At 43.2% G+C, this 21,780-nt stretch carries 10 protein-coding genes; 8 read left to right on the top strand and 2 right to left on the bottom strand.

Translation table 11 applies throughout. From position 1 onward, the window contains the following. Positions 1–48: 48 nt before the first annotated feature. The gene (locus OQX61_RS00105) at positions 49–1,137 is read right to left on the bottom strand and encodes a histidine kinase (RefSeq protein ID WP_265839604.1); all 1,089 of its coding nucleotides are present in this window, start codon (positions 1,135–1,137) and stop codon (positions 49–51) included. Positions 1,138–1,395: 258 nt separating this feature from the next. Here OQX61_RS00105 and OQX61_RS00100 point away from each other — a divergent pair, with 258 nt between their 5' ends. From OQX61_RS00100 to OQX61_RS00065, 8 genes are all read left to right on the top strand, one after another. Beyond that, positions 1,396–2,535 carry a TlpA disulfide reductase family protein gene (locus OQX61_RS00100; protein ID WP_265839603.1) on the top strand — a complete coding sequence of 380 codons (1,140 nt, stop codon included), beginning with the start codon at positions 1,396–1,398 and terminating at the stop codon, positions 2,533–2,535. A 326-nt stretch (positions 2,536–2,861) separates the two neighbouring features. Beyond that, positions 2,862–4,037 carry a type IX secretion system outer membrane channel protein PorV gene (gene porV, locus OQX61_RS00095; RefSeq protein WP_265839602.1) on the top strand — a complete coding sequence of 392 codons (1,176 nt, stop codon included), beginning with the start codon at positions 2,862–2,864 and terminating at the stop codon, positions 4,035–4,037. A gap of 482 nt (positions 4,038–4,519) precedes the next feature. Next, positions 4,520–5,026: a DUF4402 domain-containing protein gene (locus tag OQX61_RS00090; RefSeq protein WP_265839601.1), complete on the top strand. Its 507-nt coding sequence runs from the start codon at positions 4,520–4,522 to the stop codon at positions 5,024–5,026. Positions 5,027–5,166: 140 nt separating this feature from the next. Continuing rightward, the gene (locus OQX61_RS00085; RefSeq protein ID WP_265839600.1) at positions 5,167–5,979 is read left to right on the top strand and encodes a hypothetical protein; all 813 of its coding nucleotides are present in this window, start codon (positions 5,167–5,169) and stop codon (positions 5,977–5,979) included. 100 nt (positions 5,980–6,079) lie between these two features. Continuing rightward, on the top strand, positions 6,080–13,981 hold the full coding sequence (locus OQX61_RS00080) for a hypothetical protein (protein ID WP_265839599.1): 7,902 nt from the start codon (positions 6,080–6,082) through the stop codon (positions 13,979–13,981). A gap of 2 nt (positions 13,982–13,983) precedes the next feature. Continuing rightward, entirely contained in the window at positions 13,984–14,529 is a 546-nt protein-coding gene (locus tag OQX61_RS00075) for a DUF4402 domain-containing protein (protein WP_265839598.1), read from the top strand. 1 nt (position 14,530) lies between these two features. Further along, positions 14,531–17,425, top strand: a complete 2,895-nt coding sequence (locus OQX61_RS00070; RefSeq protein WP_265839597.1) for a hypothetical protein — start codon at positions 14,531–14,533, stop codon at positions 17,423–17,425. Positions 17,426–17,595: 170 nt separating this feature from the next. Next, positions 17,596–19,809, top strand: coding sequence for a PAS domain S-box protein (locus OQX61_RS00065; protein ID WP_265839596.1), 2,214 nt, complete (start codon positions 17,596–17,598; stop codon positions 19,807–19,809). Positions 19,810–19,961: 152 nt separating this feature from the next. Here OQX61_RS00065 and OQX61_RS00060 read toward each other — a convergent pair whose 3' ends face one another. Continuing rightward, the gene (locus OQX61_RS00060) at positions 19,962–21,482 is read right to left on the bottom strand and encodes a TlpA disulfide reductase family protein (protein ID WP_265839595.1); all 1,521 of its coding nucleotides are present in this window, start codon (positions 21,480–21,482) and stop codon (positions 19,962–19,964) included. Between the last annotated feature and the right edge of the window lie 298 nt (positions 21,483–21,780).

Genomic DNA, 21,780 nt, shown 5'->3' with positions numbered 1-21,780 from the left:
GATCCCGGATACACCCGGGGATTATTATTCCTATTGGAGAAGAATAAACTAGGATACCAGCTGGAGACTGACGGTGAAAAGATTGTCTTTATCGGCTATCTCTAATTTGTATTTGCCCGGATATAGATGTTCAAGTCGCTGTCTGGTATTGGAGATCCCGAGACCTTTGCGCTCATTTGGATTTCTATTTTCGAATATCGTGTTTTGGGCAAAGAAGCTGATCAGTTTCGCCTCAATACGGATTTTAATGACAATAGTGGTCTCAATATGATTGCTTAAGCCATATTTAAAGACATTCTCAATGAAGGTCATCAAAATTAATGGTGAGATCTGGTGTCCCTCAGCATTTCCGTGTACCTCATATATCAAAGTCACTTTTTTCCCAAGACGGATTTTTTGCAGGGCTATGAAATCATCAATACAGTCTAATTCTCCCTTTAGGGGGACAAAATCTGCTTCAGCTTCATCAGTTACATAGCGCATGATATGAGATAACCTCAGGATGCTTTCAGCTGCTTTTTCATTTCTTGTAATGCATAAGGTATAGATATTGTTGAGCGTATTGTATAAGAAGTGCGGATTGATCTGGGCCTTTAAAAAAGAAAGCTCTGCATTCGCCTTCTCTGCTTCAGCGAGAATTGCCCGTTTTTCAGTAAGCTGCCACTCTTTGATGGTTCTCAATGCAATTCCTATGCCTATCACCATCAAAAAAATAAAGAGACTGTTGATGTCAAAAAAATAGTCTCTATTTCGGTCTTTTGTCTGGGGTAATGGTGTTTTTGTAACGACGTCCTGTAAATGAGGTTTATACATGGGAGCTGGACCTCTGGGTTTACGATTAAGTCGCATCAGCTGATCAAAGGGTTTGATCATGGAAATAAGGACTAGCAAGGCCATAATGGAAATGCCATATAACAGGTACTTCTTATTGAAATATAGTTTTGGAAAGAGGTAATAGGCATTGAAGTAAAAAATGCCCATATACAACAGACAGAATCTAATATAAGTCCAGGCGTTGTTCCCGTAAAAGGAATTCAGAGAATTGTTCCTCTGATTAATGAAAATTATTGGGAAACTTACAAAAAGTAGCCAGGCGGCAGCATGAATAATAATAGTGGTTGTTCTTGCTCTGGTCATATACAAATCAACCTATTTTATTTGAAATTTCAAGAGTCTGTCGGCTAATACCATAAATGTATAGATGAATGAATGGATTTGAGGTCTCAGGGAGCTCATGCTCAGAACATCCCAACGATCCAATATATTTGGATTATTTCAGTTGCTTAGTCGTAAAAGGATAAAATAGTTTATGTTTTTGATAATCAGGTTGGGTTTTAAGCCTGCTGATAATCGTAGATTTAATTAATCAGGAAACCATGATCTAAATAAAACCTTATGATTAAGACTCTACTAGCAGGAATGCTATTGATACTATCCTCAGGAAGTAATGATGTAAAAGGATTAACCGCTCCGGTTGACTCTGCAAGTAGTTACTTAATTACAGGTAAAATTCGTAATTATAATAATGAATGGATTTACTTAGGCCATAGTGATAATATTAAGAGAGGCATGAGGATTGACTCTGCCAAAGTTATCAATGGAGAATTTAGTTTTTCTGGAGAGATTTCAGGAATCGCTCCATTTATTCTAGGGATACATGATAAGGATAATAAAGGAAAAATAAGGCCTTCAGTTATGTACCAAGGGCCATTTATATTGTCTCCCGGACACCTTTATACAGGAGGTGAATTTGATGGGCAATCCCCGCTTACCGCTTATGGAACCAAGGCGCAAGATGAATATAATGCTTTTAGTAAGAAAGTAGGCCCGCTACAAAAGAAACTCACAAATATCTTAGGTGAAAGAAATGGTACAAAAACCAAAAGACCCGATAGTTTGAATACCCGGTACCGATTGGTGGGAAATCAGATAAAAGATGCTGTTAAGGCTCATGTTATTCAATTCCCAAATTCTTTGGTTTCAGCCTATATTGCTAAATTAAATCTAGAAAATGCCGATGCCACTACAATTAAATCTGTATATGATCCGCTAACAAGCACAGTTAAAGAATCAGTATATGGGATAGCACTCCTACAAATGCTACAGTCAAACGAATTAACCAGTATAGATCGTATTTTACCTTCATTTAATATACCGGATTTAAAAGGTCAGCTTGTTTCATTAGAAGACTCGAGGGGATCTTATACACTAATTGATTTTTGGGCGAGCTGGTGTGGCCCCTGTCGGATGGAACATCCCAATCTGATCAAAGCCTACAATAGTTATCAGGCTAAAGGGTTTAAAATCATTAGTATATCAATGGATACCAATAAGGCCTTGTGGTTAAAGGCCGTAAATGAGGATAAGTTATCCTGGTTGCAGTTATCTGATTTGAAAGGGATGCAAAGTGAAACAAGGAAAAAGTATGGGATAACGCTTCTACCAATGAATTTCCTGATCGATAAAGAAGGTAAAATTATAGCCAGGGACTTAAGAGGAATGGAATTAATAAATAAATTGGAAGAAGTATTGTGATTTTCTGTCGACACAAAAGTCCTGCCTGATTTTAGTAATGAAATTCGTTTCATCATTGATATCCATAAGGATTGGATCCCTATCTATCTGATAATTTTCTTCATTATATTTTACCGCTACATACTTCTCAGGAAAAAGTTTTTTTTGGAATTGAATTTATTTTAGGTTCTCCCTTATATGCTTCATGGCTTTCTAAAACCGAGAAATTAAGATCTTTATTCTTTAAAATGCCCCTTAAATTGTCGGAAGTAATACTCATCAGCTTTGAATTTATGAAAGTGTAATGTACCTTTAGTATATATCCTGTAAATTTTATAGCCATGTATATGAGGTATTTTCTTATAACTACTTTTATTGTCATCGTACTCTCTTTACACTTCTTTTATGCACACGCTCAGGTTCATCCAGGTACTCAGAATAATGGGAATGAAGTTACAAATGTTACTGTTGCGGTACCATTTTTATTGATAACCCCGGATGCCCGTGCCGGGGCGATGGGAGAGGCCGGAGTTGCCGTATTGCCAGATGTGAACGTGATGAGTATCAATCCTTCAAAACTGGCTTACCTAAATGATCCCTATGGATTTTCAATGTCCTATAGTCCCTGGTTAAACAACTTAAATTCAGATATGAATTTTGTTTATTTAAGCGGATATTATAAGGTGGCTAAAAACAGCGCTGTTGGGACTTCGCTCCGGTACTTTTCATTGGGAGAAGTTCAGCTTTTTGATCGCGATCGCCAGGACTTAGGAACTTACAGGCCTAATGAATTTGCGCTGGATATTGCCTATTCCCGAATGTTTGGCGAATCCTTTTCTCTTGGAACTGCGGTGAGTTACATTAGATCAAACTTATCTTCCGGAAAGTTCTCTGACGGGCAGGAAACAAAACCCGCAAATGCATTGGCGGTTGATGTATCAGGATATGTCAGGAATGAGACGATTCTTTTCAGAAAAGATGTGATCTTGTCTCTGGGAATCAATATCTCCAATATTGGAACAAAAGTAAGCTATGCTGAGGGGGCTGATAAGTTTTTCTTGCCGGCAAACCTAAAACTTGGGGGCGCGTCGACCTTTCTTCTTGATAATTTGAACCAGTTGACTTTTGCCCTTGATTTTAATAAATTATTGGTTCCGACACAGCCTGTGTATGACCAGGACGGCAAGATCATCAGGGGGCGCGATCCGAATGTATCTGTGCCTGCGGGGATATTTGGGTCATTCAATGATGCTCCGGGCGGGGCCCGGGAGGAGTTCAGTGAGGTCAGTATTGCCACTGGCCTGGAGTATTCCTATAATAAACAATTCGCAGTACGTTGCGGATATTTTTATGAAGATCCAAAAAAAGGAGATAGACGCTATTTTACTACTGGTGTAGGTCTGAAGTATCAATCATTCTCGCTGGATCTGGCTTACCTTATCTCAGGAGTGGAGAACAGCCCTCTTGCCAATACACTTAGATTTAGTTTGACATTCACGCCGTTTAAAGCAGGTACTTTGTGATCTTGTGTTAAAGAAAATTAACAGCTTAATTTTGATTATTATGTTTTATTAAACAAAGCATAGATTCAGAGTGAATATAATGCGTGTAGTGATCATGAAAAGTATGCTGTTACCAGCGTATCGTCAGATAATTAATCACAAACAGAATTTAATTTAGAATTTTAGTTGCGTTAGTGTTATTAAATGGCGGGTTTTTGTGAAAAATAAAGTAAAAAAAAATCGTATAAAAATTATTGTTATTTGGATTATTCTCCTACCTTTAGGTTAATGCTTCTGATTATTCTGATTTAACATTTACTTAAATCGGTTCAGAGTCAGGACTAAGCACAGATAATTACATCGTATTGTTGGTGTTTTTATTTTCCTGGGTGATGCAAGTCACCTTTTGTGATCAGCATCCTCAATAATCAATTCCTTCTGATAGGACTTTAATGCAATGAACATTTAGATCCACATATAATTAACTATTTAATTACCCTATTATGAAACGATTATTTGTAACCATGGGCATCGCCCTCGCTTGTGTCGCATTCGCTACTTCTGCTTACGCCCAGGCATCTGCTACAGCCACTGCATCTGCTACTATTGTAGCCCCAATCAGCATTACTAAAACCGCAGACATGAATTTCGGAAATGTGGCAACCAACGGCGCCATCGGGACAGTTGTCCTCACCCCCGGAAGTACACGCAGCTCAACTGGTGGGGTAACCCTTCCTGCCGCTGCAGGTACAGTCACCGCTGCGGCTTTTACAGTCGGAGGGTCTGGTACTTATACCTATGCCATTACCCTTCCTACTACCATTGAGATTACCAGCGGAGCCAACACGATGACTGTTGATACTTTTACCAGTACACCATCTGCTACAGGTACCTTGGCAGGAGGTACATCAACACTGACTGTAGGAGCGACATTACACTTGGCTGCAACACAGGCAGCAGGAGCATATACCTCCGCAACACCGTTTACAGTAACCGTAAATTACAATTAGAAAAGCTAATAAAGCTGATTAATAATCTCTGTTAATTAAGTAAATAGCTCATCGAATTGACCTGATCATCCCCCTACTGGCTCAAATCAATGAATGTAACAACGCTATCATCGTTTAAAAAACGACGAATTATATTTTTTTTGCTCTTCTTCCCCAGTGTATTGATTTTTACTTCAGAAGGCTTTGCACAGGGAAACCTAATCATTATCCCCAGACGGGTAGTTTTTGAGGGACCCAAAAGAACAGAGGCACTCAGTCTGGCAAATACCGGTGCCGACACAGCCAAATATCTGATCTCCGTAATTCATTACCGGATGTTGGACAATGGCGCTTTCGAACTGATTACACAACCGGATTCCGGGCAGTATTTTGCAGATAAAAACTTTCGTTTTTTCCCCCGCAGTGTAGTTCTGGCGCCAAATGAGGCACAGACAGTAAAACTGCAGACCATAAATACCAGCGGATTAAACCCCGGGGAATACCGGTCACACTTGTACTTCAGATCGGTCCCTAATGTGAAGCCCCCCGGAGAACAACCGGCAGACACTAACAGTAAGGAGATTTCAGTAAAGCTGGTGCCGATATTTGGCATAGCTATCCCGGTTATTATTCGCGTGGGGCCTCCGGTAAGTACCGTTGCGGTGGAAAGAGCGGCCTTAGAAATCGATGGCCAGGGTGCACGGCAATTGAAAACCACGTTTAGCCGTACAGGAAACGTTTCGGTTTACGGCGATATCCAAATTGACCATGTTTCTCCGCAGGGGAAAACAACCCGGGTAAGTTTGGTTAAGGGATTTGCGATTTATACGCCAAATAAACAGCGGCATGCTGTATTCCCCTTGGTCGATCATCAAAACTTCAGTTACCATACCGGCAAACTACGTATCCTATTTACCACAACCTCTGGCACCAGGACTGTTAAAATTGCAGAAACAGAGCTGGAATTACATTGAGGTAATTTCAGGCACTTAAAACAACGGGCAAATGAATGTGCTTAAAATATTGTTTTCTTGCTTATTTGCATTATTATTCTTGTGTGTACCGGGAATTTCCATGGGACAGACAAGTTGGAAAGGGACTGTCAGTTCATCCTGGAACAATAGTGCCAACTGGACAGCGGGGATCCCCAATTCGGCAACAGACGCAACGATTGGTGATGCAAATTTTACCGGATCATTTCAACCAACGGTAAACGTTTCTTCAACCTGTAAATCCCTCACCATCGGAGCAGGAACCGGCAGCCCAATTTTGACACAAAACAAAGGACTGTCTGTTGCGGGCAACCTGACCATTGCCTCTAGCGGCAGACTCAATCAGGCAGGTGTTACCCTGACAGTAAAAGGAAACTGGAGCAATTCCGGTATCTTCAGTGCAAACCAGAACAACTCAAAGGTTACTTTTGGCGGCACCAGCCAGAGCATCGGAGGATCAAATTCCACTACATTCAGACGGCTGACCATCAACGCGGGAAGTACCGTAGTTATGAATATAAATACTGTGGCTACGGGGGCTGTCTCGGTAGGCGGAACGTTTATGCCGACTGAAAATGTAACAGCCTTCCGCCTTTCGGGCGCAGGATCCTTAAGTGTCGGGGTGAACGGTGTGCTGAGGGTAAACGCAGCAACGTTTGCCTTGAACTATGCGCTTACCGGATCGGTAACCCTGGCTGCAGGATCCACGGTAGATTACAACGCGACACTTGTGAATCAGACCATCAGGGAAAACCTTAGCTACTCTATTCTTAGAATAAGCGGAGCAGGAGTGAAGACACCTGCCGGCAACTTATTGTCCTTAAATTCAACTACTGCAACAGCAGGAAACATTAATGTGAGCTCTGGTACACTTGATCTTTCGACTTTTACGGCAAACCGTGGAACTACTGTTGCCGGAGGGACCTTCACTGTTGCCAATGGTGCTACGCTAAGGATAGGAGGCACCAATACCTTTCCGTTAAATTATGGAACCCATTCTCTCAGTTTAACCAGTACAGTTCAGTATTCGGGGACCACCCAGGTGGTCGCTAATCGAATTTATGGTAATTTAATCCTATCCTCCTCAACTGGCGCCGCCGTCAAAACAATGCCCGCCACAGCCCTTACCGTGACCGGGGATTTCTCCAGCACACTTACAACGGGTACCTCGGTCAGTTTCACTGCAACATCGAATATTTCTGTCAGAGGAAGCCTTAACATCGGTGCTTCCACTGTCTTTAACGGCGGAAGTTTTTTAGTGGAAATTGCAGGCAATTGGGTAAATAACGGCACATTCACAGGGGGAACCGGGATGGTTAACCTTTCTGGTGCCGGTTCGTCCATTAGCGGTACTGGTACGCATAATTTCAATGACCTGTCCATCAGCGCCTCGAATATTACCGCTAATGCTGCCAGTGCCCTTAACATAACAGGAAACCTTTCCTCTACCGGACCAGGATCATTTTCCCATGCCACCGGAGGGTCACTGATGATGTCCGGTACAGCGAAAACCATTGCCGGTACAGGTTTTATATTCAGCAATCTTACCATTTCAGGAACCATCAGTTCCAGCAGTAACCTGATTATAACCGGAAATTTATCAGTCAGCAACAGTTTTACAAACACAAATAATACAGTGGCCATGAGTGGCACCGGGAACAACATTTCAGGCGCAGGTTTTATTGGATTCAGTGGTCTATCGGTAACCGGAAACATCACCACCGCCAGCAACTTTTCAGTTGCGGGGTCTGTTGATGTGATCGGCAGTTTTACAGCCAGCGCAGGCACAGCAACATTTACAGGGACAAATACTTTAAATGGCACCGCTAATTTATTCAATGTCACTTTAAATGGTACTTCACTGCAACTCTCTACCAATGCGGTACTGGGGATTTCCGGTGCCTATGTAATAACCAGCGGTGCGCTGAACGTCACTTCGACTACACCAAACACAGTCAATTACAATGGCAGTGGTGCTCAAACAGTAGTTGCGGGTAATTATGGCAATCTTATTTTATCCAACGGCAGCACCAAAACGGCGGGTGGGGCAATAAATGTAAGCAGTGACCTGACCATTGCCGCCTCCACTACTTTTAATGCATCCTCATTTTCACACACGATAAGTGGCAACTGGACCACAACAGGTACCTTTACCGCCGCTACCAGTACTGTGCAGTTCACAGGTATTGCCAACGCATCAATTACCGGGGTTAGTACTTTTAATATCCTTACCATCAATAAAACGGCAGCTACCAACCTTGTGGATATCCTGAGTAATGTGACGGTGAATACTTTAAACATGACCAACGGCAGCATGTCCACCGGAAACAACATTATTAACATACTCAGTAACCGGACTGGTAATGGCATCATTCTGGGGACCATCCGGCATACACATAGCTTTAATTCGGGCACTGCCTATGCATTTGAAGGACCGAATAATACCATCACGTTCAACGGCCTGAATGTACTGCTGACGGCAGTGACTGTCACAGTCACCAAAGGATCCATCAGTGATTTTCCTTTTGGAGGTTCGGCTAATCTTGTCTATAATGTTGTCCTTACAGGTACTGCAGTGTCTGCGGCTACCCTCAGGCTACATTATGAAGACGCGGACCTGAACGGGAACAACGAATCTACGATCCGGCTATGGCATTATAATGGTGCCAGCTGGGGGGCATCCGGCAAGACAACTAACAGTGCGACGGCCAATTATGTGGAGCAAATTTTATTATTGAATGTGAGTAATCGATGGACATTATCTGATGACGCTAATCTGGTAAGGTGGAACGGATCTGTAAGTAGCGACTGGTTCACTGCGGCCAACTGGACTACCGTACAGGGAGCTCCCTCATTGCCGCCCTCGGCTGATGATATTGTGGAGATAGGTGCCACAACATTTGTCAATCAGCCTGTTATTAATGGCAGTGCAGTGGCAAAAAGCATCACCTTCGGTAGTACAAAGGCAGTCACACTCAGTGTGACAGGGGGCAGCTTAACCACACAGGGCAATATCAATGGTTCCTGGGGAGGACTTAGTACCACCCATACCATTAATATAAATAACCAGAACCTGATTGTCAACGGGGATCTGAGTCTGAGTGACGGTACAGCAGGCCATGTCATCAACCTGAATATGGGATCCGGCACAACTACGGTTGCGGGATCGCTGAGCCAGTCGGGCGGAGCGAACGTGACTTTTACGGGTGCCGGGACTTTAAACATCGGTGCCGGTTATAATTACCTCAGTGGGACTTTTACGCCCTCAGGCAGTACGGTAGTTTATAATGGCAGTTCCGCGCAATCTGTTGCCGGAATAAATTACAATAACCTCAGCATTAATAAAACAGCTGGTATTGCCGCAATCAACAGTCCCACAACAATTGCGGGAAATCTTTCAGTGACCACAGGTGAGCTGGATATTAATTCACCGGCCAGTATTTCCGGAAATGTAACGGTCGCTTCGGGTGCCATATTGAATGGCGATGGTATTACAACCACTGTTGGCGGCAACTGGATCAATAACGGGACTTTTTTATCATTAAGTGGCACCATATTGCTCAATGGCGCGGGGCCGCAAAGCATATCTTCAACTACATTTAACAATTTAACGATCAATAAACCAGGAAGTACGGCAACCCTGACCGGTAACATCAGCATCAATGGTGCCGTGACATTTAGTGCCGGTACCCTGGATCTTTCTACCTTTACACTTAACAGGAGCGGTACAGGCGGTACATTCACGGCATCGGGCGGAACAAATATTTTACTCAGCGGGGCAAATAACTTTCCTTCAAATTTTGGAGCATACAATATCGACCTTAACAGTACGGTTACTTTTAACGGAACGGTTGCCCAGACAGTGCCTGCGGTAACACTCGGGAATATCGTATTTGCCAACAGCGGAGTCAAGACTTTAACCGGTCCGCTAACCGCCAACGGAAATCTGACCATCAACAGCGGATCTAACTTTGGTGCCGGCGCTCATACGATCAATCTTGGCGGCAATTTTGTCAACAATGGCACATTCAATTCCGGAACCGGAACGCTGGTGCTGAACGGGAGCGGAAAAACCATAAGTGGCAACACCATATTTAACCGGGTAACAGTGTACGGCGGCTATGGGGTGGCGGGAAGTGACATTACCTATAACGGTCTGCTATTTGTTACCGCCAGCGGATCCTTTGACGGCGGTTCCGGCACCGCCACATTAAATGGCGATCTTACCAACAGCGGCTCACTGGTGAGCAATGGAGTAACTACTTTCTCAGGGACACAGGTACAAATCATCCGTTTTTTAAATGCCATTACTTCCAATTCCAGTGGTGTGATCAATTTCAACGGTAATGTTTCACCCGTATTGAATTCAACCAGCCCTCCGGTATTCGCTACCCTGAATGTGAATAACACCGCGGGCATTAATCCAAGTGTTGGATGGACGGTCGCCGTGGCTTTTAATATCAGTTTGGGAGCGAAATTTAACGGTGGGAATCCTACCCATAACATCCTGGGTAGTTTTACCAACGAAGGGACGGTAACCAGCAGCGGCATCATGAATTATGCCCCTGCAGCAGCACGTACAATCAAACTCGCCGGAACTTCATTTACCAGCACTGGTACTGTCATATTCGGTGGATCCGGGGCAATGAATGTTACAGGCATCCCCGCGGGTTTAAATAATGTGAAGATCTCCAATACCGCAGGTGTGTCGCCTGCCGCGGACTGGAACATCGCAGGCACTTTCTCGATCGCTAACAATGCCATTTTTAATGCAGGAAGCAATAGCTACACGGTAGGAGGTGACATCGAAAGTGACGGCACATTAAATGGAGGCACATCCGTATTTACCATGAGTTCAGCGGCAGCTGAGCTTTCAGGAAGTCCGGGTACCACATTTTACGACCTTGTGATCACCGGCATCGTGCTGTCCAACAGTGATTTCAATGTATCTCATAATTTCACAAATAACAACAGTTTTGATGCCTCCATGGGCGCACTGATCATGACCGGTGCGGGCGCATCCACTGTGGGAGGGACTGCCTCTCCTTTTCCATTGGCACAATTTGCCATCAGTAAAAGCTCCGGGGGAACCGTGACGCTGACAAAAGATATAACAGAGGTCACCGATCTCCATATTTTGAGCGGTACGCTGGATGCCTCCACTTTTAGCATTACCCAGGATATTGCCGGCGGCTCACTCGTTATTGATGACAATTCTTTTCTAAAAATAGGCGGTACGAATACCCTGCCGACTTTTGCCAGTTATGCCCTGGATACCTTAAGTACTGTTGAATACAATGGCGGGATACAAGCTATATCTTCTGCCACAACTTATGGAAAACTAAGCATCTCCACAGCAGGCACAAAAACGGCTTCAGCGGCACTGCATACGCTAAGTGATTTCGCCCTGGCCAATGGCACCTTTGTCCCTGGCAGCTTTACCGATATCATTGAGGGAAACTGGAACATGACCAGCGGCACCTTTACCAACACCGGCAACACAATTGTCCTTTCAGGCAGTACGGCACAACTGGTGTCCTCTACAGGAGCGTTCAATAACCTAACCATCAATAAAACGACGGCTTTTGCCACTCTATCGTCAAATGTAACCGTAAATGGCGTGCTGAATTTTGCTGCGGGCAAAATAAAAACCGGCAGTAACAGGGTAATCATCCCTGCCACGGGCAATGTAACCAGCGCATCACAAGCAACGGGTTGGGTATACGGTAAACTACAAAAAAATATTGCAACGGGTACAAACGTTACCAGGATTTTTGAGGTCGGCGATAGCATCAGTTACACACCGGCTACGGTACTTTTCGCCGCTGTTTCAACAGCCGGAAATCTAAGTTCGGTCGTGTTTAACACCGATCATCCCAATCTGGCGACTTCAGGTATCAGCGCGGGGAGCAGCGTCAACAGGTATTGGTCTTTTAGTAACACCGGTACTGTTTTCAGTACTGCCTCGGTTACAGTGAACTGGATTGCAACGGATCTGGATCCCGGAACAGTGACTGCAAACCTGAGAGTAAGTAATTTCAACGGATCAACCTGGTCGCAGCCTGCGGTTACCTCGCCACTGCCTGCTTCTATACAGGCAACCGGTCTGAGCTTTATTGGCGATATTGCTGTGGGTGCATTCGCAGGCATAACCAGTTGGACGGGGGCGCTCAGCGTTGACTGGTATACAACCGGCAACTGGTCCTCTGGTTTTGTTCCGATAAACACTTCGGACGTGATCATCCCCTCAGGCCTTTCCAATTACCCGACCATCAACATCGGGACTGCAACAGGAAAGAATTTCACCATCCAGGCGGGTGCCGCGCTGACTGTGAACAACGGAATTTTACAAATTGGCGGCAGCATCAGCAATACCGGCAGCTTTACAGTGAGCAACGGTACGGTTGAACTAAACGGAGCAACTGCGCAAAACCTGCCCTCATCGGTTTTTGCCGGCAACATGATTAGAAACCTGACGGTAAATAATAGTGCCGGTGTCACCCTGGGGGGAACACTGAATCTTACCGGGATACTGCTGGTATCATCCGGTCAGCTCAATACCGGGGGATACCTTAGTCTGGTTTCATCCCCAACTCAGACGGCGCTGATAGACGGCAGCGGAACAGGGAACGTGTCGGGTAATGTGACCATGCAGCGCTATCTGGCCGCAGGATTTGGCTATAAATACTTCAGCTCAGCGGTACAATCGGCTACGGTAAGCAGCTTTGCCAGTACCGTAGATCTCAATGCGGTTTTTCCGAACTTTTACACCTATATAGAAAACCAGGCGAGTACGGGATTCAAGGCATACACCACCAGTACGAATCCGCTTGTTCCAATGCAGGGTTATGCCGCGGATTTTGGATCATCGACAGCTCCGAAAATGGTAAGTATCATCGGTGTGGTCAACAATGGGACGCTGTCTTCAACGTTGTATAATCACAACCAGCCTTATTCAAAAGGGTTTAACCTGGTTGGGAATCCTTATCCTTCACCGATAGACTGGAATGCATCCACAGGCTGGACCAAAACCAATATTGACAATGCTGTTTATTTCTTTAAATCGGGAACGACCAGTCAATATACCGGTGTTTACAGTACCTACATCAATGGAGTTTCAAGCGACGGGATTGCAGGAAATATCATTGCTTCCATGCAGGGGTTCTTTATTCATGTCAGCGACGGAGCTTACCCGGTTACGGCGACCCTGGCCATGAACAACATTGTCAGGGTGAACGATTTGTCCCCGGTTTTTCATAAGTCGATGAGCTCGTTTGCTGATCATACTGCAAAGAACCCGCGAATCCTGCTCCGCCTGAGTGCGAAGTTTTCAGACCAGGAGCAGGGAGCAGATCCTCTGGTGATCTATACCAGCGGAGAGGCAAGCCCTGTTTTTGATAAAAAACTTGATGCCATAAAGCTGATGAATCTGGATGATCAGGTTCCCAACCTGTATTCGGTTGGCGCTGATGCCTCAAAACTTGTCATCAATAGCCTGCCGGATCTTGACAGCCTTACCGTAATACCGCTTGGTCTGGAAAACAACAGGAACGGGACCGTTATTTTTAACCTGCAAAATACCGAACAATGGCCTGAGCATTTACGTATTTTTCTAAACGATGGGGCTACTGGTGCAAAACAGGATTTGCGTACGAACCCTGTTTACCGTACAAATGTCAGTTCCGGGAGTCATAACAACCGTTTCTCGTTAAGCTTTACCGGGACGGAAAATGTTGTAGGAAGTAAAGATGAATATACCGTATTTGGCTCAGCAGGTGCATTGTTTGTACGTATCAAACTTGCTTCAGAACAAAAGGGAACCCTGGTTGTCAGCAATGCAATTGGTCAGGTGATTTCGAGGAGTCCGATACCCGGCAACGGAGAATACCCGGTAGACAGCCGCGTGAATTCGGGTTTCTATATCATCAGTTTTATCACTCCCCGGGGTGCGCATTCAAAAAAAGTATTTTTAGAAAACAAATGAGGATGACTGTTAAACATATTGTCTGTTTGAAACCGGTCACCACCGGGTTTTTGATATTGCTTTTCCTGGGGCTGGGTTTGGCAGTCCGGGCACAGCACAGGCCGCCTTCGCTCATGGTAGAGAATCCCCCGCGGCCGATCAGCATCTTTGTAAATCCGGCACAGGGATTAAATTTCGGAGCCTTTTACCAGGGCGGTTCCGGTGGTATGGTGATCATCGATCCAAACGGCTCCAGATCAACTACCGGCAGCATTATTCAGGCCAGTCTCGGAATTTCCTTTTCGCCGGCCGTTTTTGAAGTCGATGCAGAACCTGGGACCATTGTAACCATCAGCAACGGACCGGATGTAAACCTGAGCGGTAGCAACGGTGGGACCATGACCCTTCGTATTGGTAGTTCCAACCTGGGCAGTCCCTTTATTGCCACAGCTGCATCTCCCGCACGGACATTAATAAGAATCGGTGGTACTCTGACCGTTGGCAACCCGATTGCCAGTCCTCCGGGAAATTATAACGGGACCTTTACAGTTACATTTATACAGCCGTAGCATGTTTTACGCAGAAAACAGCTATATGGTTTTTAAAAAGTTATGGTCATTAACTTTTTTGGCGGTATTTCTGTTTTCAGGTGTAAATGATGCTCTGGCACAGCCATTTAGGGCCGAAGCCCCGGAGCTGGCCTATGACGAAGTTTCTATCTTTTTAAATGTGGAGCGTGTCGGGGGGATAGAAATCCCGGTATTGATTGCAGACCAGACGGTGTATCTTCCGGTAGGCAATATTTTTAGTTTTCTGGGGATCAAAAATATACAGTCAGCAAATGCGGATTCTATCAGCGGTACTTTTATCGATTCCAGGGCGAAGTTCAGCATTGATAACACAAGAAAGCGGATTACCTATCTTGACAAGATCTTTAACCTGCAGGCTGATGACCTGATCGCCAGTGGTGGAAATCTCTTTTTGAAATCGGATTATTTCGGCAAAGTGTTCGGGCTGAACTGTTTCTTTAGCTTTCGTGACCTCTCGGTAACGTTGCGTACTGATCTTGATCTGCCGGTCATCCGTCAGCTCCGGCAGGAACAGATGCGCGCCAATGTCAGTAAGCTCAAGGGAGATTTTAAGGCGGATACCAGCATTGGCAGAAGCTATCCCTTATTTCATTTTGGCGTAGCAGATTATGCCATAGTCAACTCTGCTGAAAACCTTACCGCTGCGCAGGACACCCGTGTGAGCCTCGGGCTCGGAGGGATAATTGCGGGAGGGGAGACCAACGTGGTGATGAATTATTACAGTACCGCGCCATTCTCCGGGCGGCAGCAATATTACCTTTGGAGACTGGCCAATAATGACCATGCTTTTGCAAAGCAGATTTCGGCAGGGAAAATATACGGCCAGTCAATATCCTCCATCTATGCACCGATAGTCGGTCTTCAGCTTACCAATACACCAACAACCTACAGGAGGTCATTCGGGTCCTATAAGCTGAGCAATTATACTGAGCCTAACTGGACGGTAGAACTCTACGTGAACAATGTACTGGTCAATTATGTCAAAGCGGATGCTGCAGGTTTTTACGCATTCGATGTTCCACTTGTATATGGAAATTCCCTGGTAAAACTGCGTTTTTTTGGACCCTATGGAGAAGAGCGTTCCAGTGAGCAAAATATCAGCATACCTTTTAACTTTCTTCCTAAAAATGAATTTGAATATACGGCTTCTGCGGGAATGGTTGAGGATGGGCATCAAAGTAAGTTTTCCCGGTTCAGCAGTAATTACGGGCTCAACAAAAGTATCACCATCGGGGCTGGTGCAGAATATCTTTCCTCTGTCTCCCCGGGATCATTCATCCCCTTTGTAAACACTTCGGTGCGGGTGCTTTCCAACCTTCTGGTTTCCGCGGAATATGATCATAATGTGCGCTCGAAAGTAATACTGAGCTACAACCTGCCCTCAGGTTTGCAACTGGAACTGAACAATACCTGGTATAAAAAAGGACAGACGGCAATTAATAATACGTTTCTTGAGGAACGCAGGATAAGTCTTTCCCTCCCGATCAGAGGTCGTTCATTTTCGGCCTATTCCAGGGTCACACTTGAACAGTTCGTTTTGCCCGACTTTAAATATACCAGTGCAGAATGGTTGCTATCCACATCGGTTGGTGCATTCAATACCAGCATTAATACATTTGCCATTTTCAGGGAGCAGAATGATCCTTATGTATATAGTAACGTTTCCGTGGGCACCAGGGTGCTTAAAAACACGCTGTTGACCCAGCAGCTCCAATATGCATATCAAGAGAATAAGCTTATCGGGATTAAGACTGAGCTGGAGAACCGGTTATTCAGAAATGGTTATGTAAATGTTTCTTTTGAGCGAAATTATTCCAGCAACCTGACCTATTTCGAAGCCGGTTTGCGCTATGATTTCGGCTTCGGGCAGACCAGGGCTTCTGTGCGGAAAAGTAATAAAACAATAAGACATCTGGCAGCGATCAATGGCAGTATGATCTATGACCGGAAATCAAATTACCTGGATTTCAATAACCATACGAGTGTAGGGAAGGGCAGCATTATTTTAAATCCCTACCTGGATATGAATGGGAATGGCCTACGTGATGCCGACGAGCCCAAAGCACCGAACCTCAATATTCGCGTCAATGGGGGACGGATTGAAAAAAGCCTGAAAGACACAACCATCCGTATAACAGACATGGAGGCATATGTGACTTACAACTTAGAACTTGATGCCTCGGGTTTTGGCAACGTGGCATGGCAGCTTCTTAAAAAGAACTATAGTGTTACCGTTGATCCAAATTCTGTTAAAAATATTGATGTTCCGGTATTTGTATCCGGTGAAGTGTCAGGAAGGATGACCTGGAAAGGAAACAACGAGAATAATTCGGGACGTATGACCATCCGTATTTATAATGATAAATCTGTTGTTGTAGCCAGCGCTTATACGGAAGCGGATGGTTATTTCAGTTATCTGGGACTGATACCAGGGAGATATTCGGCAAGGGTTGATACTGCTGAACTCAGGAGACAAAATTTGACCGCTGCCCCTGGAAGCTTCCCGTTCAGTATCTCCCGTAGTATTGAAGGGACCTTTGTTGACAACCTTGAATTTGTGGTTGAAGCTAAGGATGCCCCAATCGTTCCTGTCGTTATTCCGGATACTACAGCGGAGCAAACCATAGTGGTGATACCTGTTTCGACTGAGAATCTTACTACGATTCAGGCGGCGCATTTTAAACGTCGTAAAGCTTTAATTGTAAAGGATCTTTTAGCAAATCACAATTATTCGGTCATTGTTGTACCGGCCGGATCTCATTATTTTAACATCCGGATTATTGGCATCAAGGGAGTGCCCGAAGCAAAGAAAATACTCAAAAAGCTGAAATTTCTTGGTTTTCCGGATGCCTATATTTACAGGAAAGGCCAATGATATTCCATCAGGAAGATAGCTGGAAAAGGCGGTCAATGTAAGCGCTATATTTCAGACTCCCGGGTGGCAATCGCCAGTGAATGTGCCATTACAGCTGCCAGACTGCAAGAAAGGTTTTTGTATCTTTGTTTCTCCTGATGCAATTTAATAATTGCCCTTTCTTACCAAATATGATGAATCATCTTCCCAATTCTTTAAAAAATATCATTGCTGTTGCTCCGGTTCCAATGGCTATTCTGGATACCCATATGCGTTATCTGGCTGTGTCTGAAAAATGGATTAGTTTTTATAACCTGGAAAATAAAGAATTGATTGGGAAATCTCATTATGAGATTTTTCCTGAAATTACTGATCGATTGAAAGTAATACATGCTGCCTGCCTGCAAGGGGTAGATCAAAAATTCGATGAAGATAAATTTGAACGTGCTGATGGAGAAGTGATGTTGCTGAAATGGGAAGTGCGGCACTGGCTGGGGGAGGATGGTTCAATCGGAGGAATCATGATTTACAGTGAGGATGTTACCGAAAAAAGGGCTGTCGTCATTAATGAAAAACGGTTTCAGCTGTTTATGGATGAGTTACCCGGACTTTGCTGGATTACCGATAGAGATGATATTTTAAAATATGCGAACAAGTGTTTTTTTGATACGCTTCACCTGACAAAAGATGTTATCGGAAAGAGTAACGAAGAAATATTCGGATTGGATATTGCAAGGAATGCACAGCTTAATAATATAGATGTTCTGGAATTCGGGCGCAACAAAGAGTTTCATCAAACGGTCAGAGATGAGCATGGACATCCCCAATATTTTAAGACCTATAAATTCCCTTTTCCGGGTGCGGGAAGCGAAGGAGATATGGTAGGTGCCATCGCGTTTAATATTACAAAGCGTAAGCAATTAGAGGAAGAGCTTTATCAAAGTGATGCACAGTTTAAGCAAGCCTTTGAACACTCTTTAATTGGTATGGCCTTAATCAGCCCCGATGGGCGATGGAAAAGAGTGAATAAAAGTTTGTGTCAGATTCTTGGCTATTCAGAAGTGGAAATGAAACAGCTAACTATACAGGAGATTACCCACCCTGATGATCTGGCGAATAGCATCGATATCTTAAATGATTTAGCAGTAGCCAAAATTGGAGAGAAGAAACTCGAGAAAAGATACATCCATAAAAACGGTGATCCTATCTGGGTAGTAATCGCTGCTACTATGCTTTATGACAGCTCAGGTCACCCTTTACATTATGTTTCGCAGATAGAGGACATCACTAAAAGAAAGGAAATAGAAAGTGATCTGGTATTGAGTGAAAAAAAATACCGGACTATTTTTGAGAATGTTCAGGATGTATTCTATCAGACTGATCAGGAGGGATTGGTTCAGGAGATCAGTCCATCAATAGAGCAGCATTCGGGTTACCATCGTACAGAGATTATAGGAAAACCAGTGTCAAACTTTTACTACTATCCTCAGGACCGTGAAAGGATTATCGGGAACCTTAGGGTCAATGGTTTTGTGATTGACTTTGAGGTCAGGTTAAAAACCAAAAATGAAGAATTGCGTTATGCGTCCGTGAATGCCAGATTGATTGTTGAGCATGGTATTATTATCGGAACAGAAGGCAGCATGAGAGATGTAACGACAAGAAAGTTTCATGAAAATGCACTTAAAGCCTTAAATACAGAATTAACGGCTTCAAATGAACAGAAAAATAAACTGCTCTCTATTATCGGACATGATTTGAGGAATCCAATATCGGGAAGCCTGCAGCTTTTAGATCTTACCTTAGCAGATTTTGAATCTAGCTCAGCTGACGATGTACATAACTATCTTTTTATGATGAAGCGGGAACTTTCCAATGCGAATAACTTGCTTGAAGATTTATTAACCTGGGCAAAGCTGCAGTTTAATGCGGTAAGTTTTAACCCGGTGGAGATAAAAGATCTGCCAACTCTGATAAGTAAATGTATCCAAACCATTTCGCCAATGGCGGTCAAGAAAAACATTGAAATTGTGCAAAGTGTTAAAGGAGATTTTATACTTGATGCAGATACGGCGATGCTGGAGACCATTATTCGTAACCTGCTCTCCAATGCAGTTAAATTTACTAATGTTGGAGGGGTGGTTACCGTTAAAGCTGTTGGTGAGGATAACGTGTTTAAATTTTCTATTAAAGATACCGGTCAGGGAATCCCTAAAGATAAGCTACCTGAGCTTTTTTACAAGAACTCTAATTATACGACCTATGGAACTTCAGGAGAAAAAGGAACAGGCCTGGGATTAAGCCTTTGTTATGATTTTGTTTTAAAGCATGGTGGGCAGCTATGGGTGGAAAGTGAGGAAGGTATCGGAACGACCTTTTATTTTACCATACCCAGGAATTTCTAAATTCCATCCCATTCAATTTGCCACTGGCTTAGATAGGTAGAAATGGGAGCTAAAAAGGCGCAATTTCTTGCGCCTCCCGTGATCCCGCTGGTATCAGAATCTGGTCCTGAAATCAACGTTTAAATGGTATTTAGTATGGGACCCAAACGGTTTTACAACAGGCCGTTAATCATCTCTTTCACTTTTTCATTTCCAGGAAAGGCTGAAAATTTATTGATGAGCACACCTTCTTTATTGTATAATAGATAAGACGGAATATATTTGAACTCAAAATGGTTCATGATGTACTCCCACTGAGTATCTTTCAGATAATAATGCTCACTTCCTATTCCTTTAATTTTTTCTTCCCATAGCTTTCGGGGTGAAGATGCGTTTGTTAGATACACAAATGCAATATCCTTATGCCGAAGCTCATTTTTTGTACCTCTGAATTGCTTCATTGCATCTAGGCAAGGAACACACCATGTAGCCCAAAGGTCAATAAAAACAACCTTGCCCTTGTGTTTAGCGATAATTGTTTCAATAATCTTATCGTCCGGAACTGAGGAGATTTCATTTACAACAGCAGGTGATTTGAATTTGTCCAATTCAACAATCTGTTGGTTTTTCCGAAATAGTATTTTTGCAATTTCTCCTTCTTTCCAATAATTTACTATGTTCTCTTTTTGCTTTTCGGTTAGCGGTCTTACTTCTTCATTTAGCTGTCTGCCATAGGCATTGGCCGCTAAAATATCATAATATTGACCATCGTCGAACCCGACTAAATCCGCTAAAATAACTTTTACACTTGCTAACCAGGAGGGAATGTCGCTTTCTCCGATCTCAGGGAGCCCTAATATCTCATTTTGAAGAATTTCTAGTTGAACTTCGTGGAACGTAAAACAATTCAGATATTGTGGATCATTGAGCTTAAAATCTTTCAAAAAACGATAATAGGATCTGTCAATCTTTTGGATATCAGGATTTTCATTTTTATCCTTATTTGTGTTGCGATAATTACGCATCATCTCATCTTTGTAATCAAAGACATGCGCTTTATATAGGAACAAATGGAAATCTTTAGACAGAACTTCTTTTAACTCTTTTGATATTAATGTGTCATTATTTAAAATCACTAATCTTTCCGATAAAACAGTTTTAGCATGATTCAGAAAATCAGCTGTGCTTTTGTTATACATAGGTTTCGGTGCCCTGTCCGGTCTGGATTCAATCATTTTACCAATAACGTCTATGCCTCTGGTCATATCATTTTGAGTCATATTAGCAGGCCTAATGTCAATATTTTCGATATCAAAACCCGAATTATAGGCAATATCAATGTTAGTAACACCACCACTTGTTAATTTAACAAGAAGGGACTTCTCTGGATTTAAACTTGTATGTAAACCAATCAGGGAAATAACTGTTTCAACATCAACATCAATAGAGAACTTCCCTGATCGATCAACAAACGCTTTATATTTAACAAACTCTCCTGAAATTGGATGTGGAACAGTAATATTTACAAAAACGCTATCATTGTTTGCGTCATTTGGACTTGTTATTCTTCCTGTTATTTTAGCTATACCTGCTTTTATATCGGGTGTCTCTACCATGCCAGCAGACTGTTTAAATGATAACAAGAACAAAAGGCTGAATAGGCATAAAAGATTTAATTTTACTATTTTAGACATAGATATTTTGATTTTGAATGTAATTCAAGTGTGTTGTAGGATAATCGGTTCGATTGTAAATATAGTAAATTAACCGTTTAAGTTATGGTTATCTTATAGATTAATATTAGCTAATCTTTTCGTTTGCAAAACAGATTTGCATAGTTTTAACCAGCTGTCAGTAATTCTCAGAAACAGGGATTCACATCTGGTGAAATCCATTTAATCCTAAACATAACATCGTTGGAATAGTCCATCCTTTTAATAGGATCCTCCATTGTATGGCTGGCACCGGGTCATTATTTTTAGTTATTAGTTG

Source organism: Pedobacter sp. PLR, from assembly GCF_026239675.1.
Classification (GTDB): domain Bacteria; phylum Bacteroidota; class Bacteroidia; order Sphingobacteriales; family Sphingobacteriaceae; genus Pedobacter.
The sequence above is the reverse complement of the archived record's forward strand: the minus strand, read 5'-3'. Positions and strand labels throughout refer to the sequence as shown.

Coding starts and splice junctions, on each gene's coding strand:
- OQX61_RS00105 (WP_265839604.1), bottom strand. CDS start 1,137: ATGACCAGAGCAAGAACAACCACTATTATTATTCATGCTGCCGCCTGG.
- OQX61_RS00100 (WP_265839603.1), top strand. CDS start 1,396: ATGATTAAGACTCTACTAGCAGGAATGCTATTGATACTATCCTCAGGA.
- porV (WP_265839602.1), top strand. CDS start 2,862: ATGAGGTATTTTCTTATAACTACTTTTATTGTCATCGTACTCTCTTTA.
- OQX61_RS00090 (WP_265839601.1), top strand. CDS start 4,520: ATGAAACGATTATTTGTAACCATGGGCATCGCCCTCGCTTGTGTCGCA.
- OQX61_RS00080 (WP_265839599.1), top strand. CDS start 6,080: ATGGGACAGACAAGTTGGAAAGGGACTGTCAGTTCATCCTGGAACAAT.
- OQX61_RS00075 (WP_265839598.1), top strand. CDS start 13,984: ATGACTGTTAAACATATTGTCTGTTTGAAACCGGTCACCACCGGGTTT.
- OQX61_RS00070 (WP_265839597.1), top strand. CDS start 14,531: ATGTTTTACGCAGAAAACAGCTATATGGTTTTTAAAAAGTTATGGTCA.
- OQX61_RS00065 (WP_265839596.1), top strand. CDS start 17,596: ATGATGAATCATCTTCCCAATTCTTTAAAAAATATCATTGCTGTTGCT.
- OQX61_RS00060 (WP_265839595.1), bottom strand. CDS start 21,482: ATGTCTAAAATAGTAAAATTAAATCTTTTATGCCTATTCAGCCTTTTG.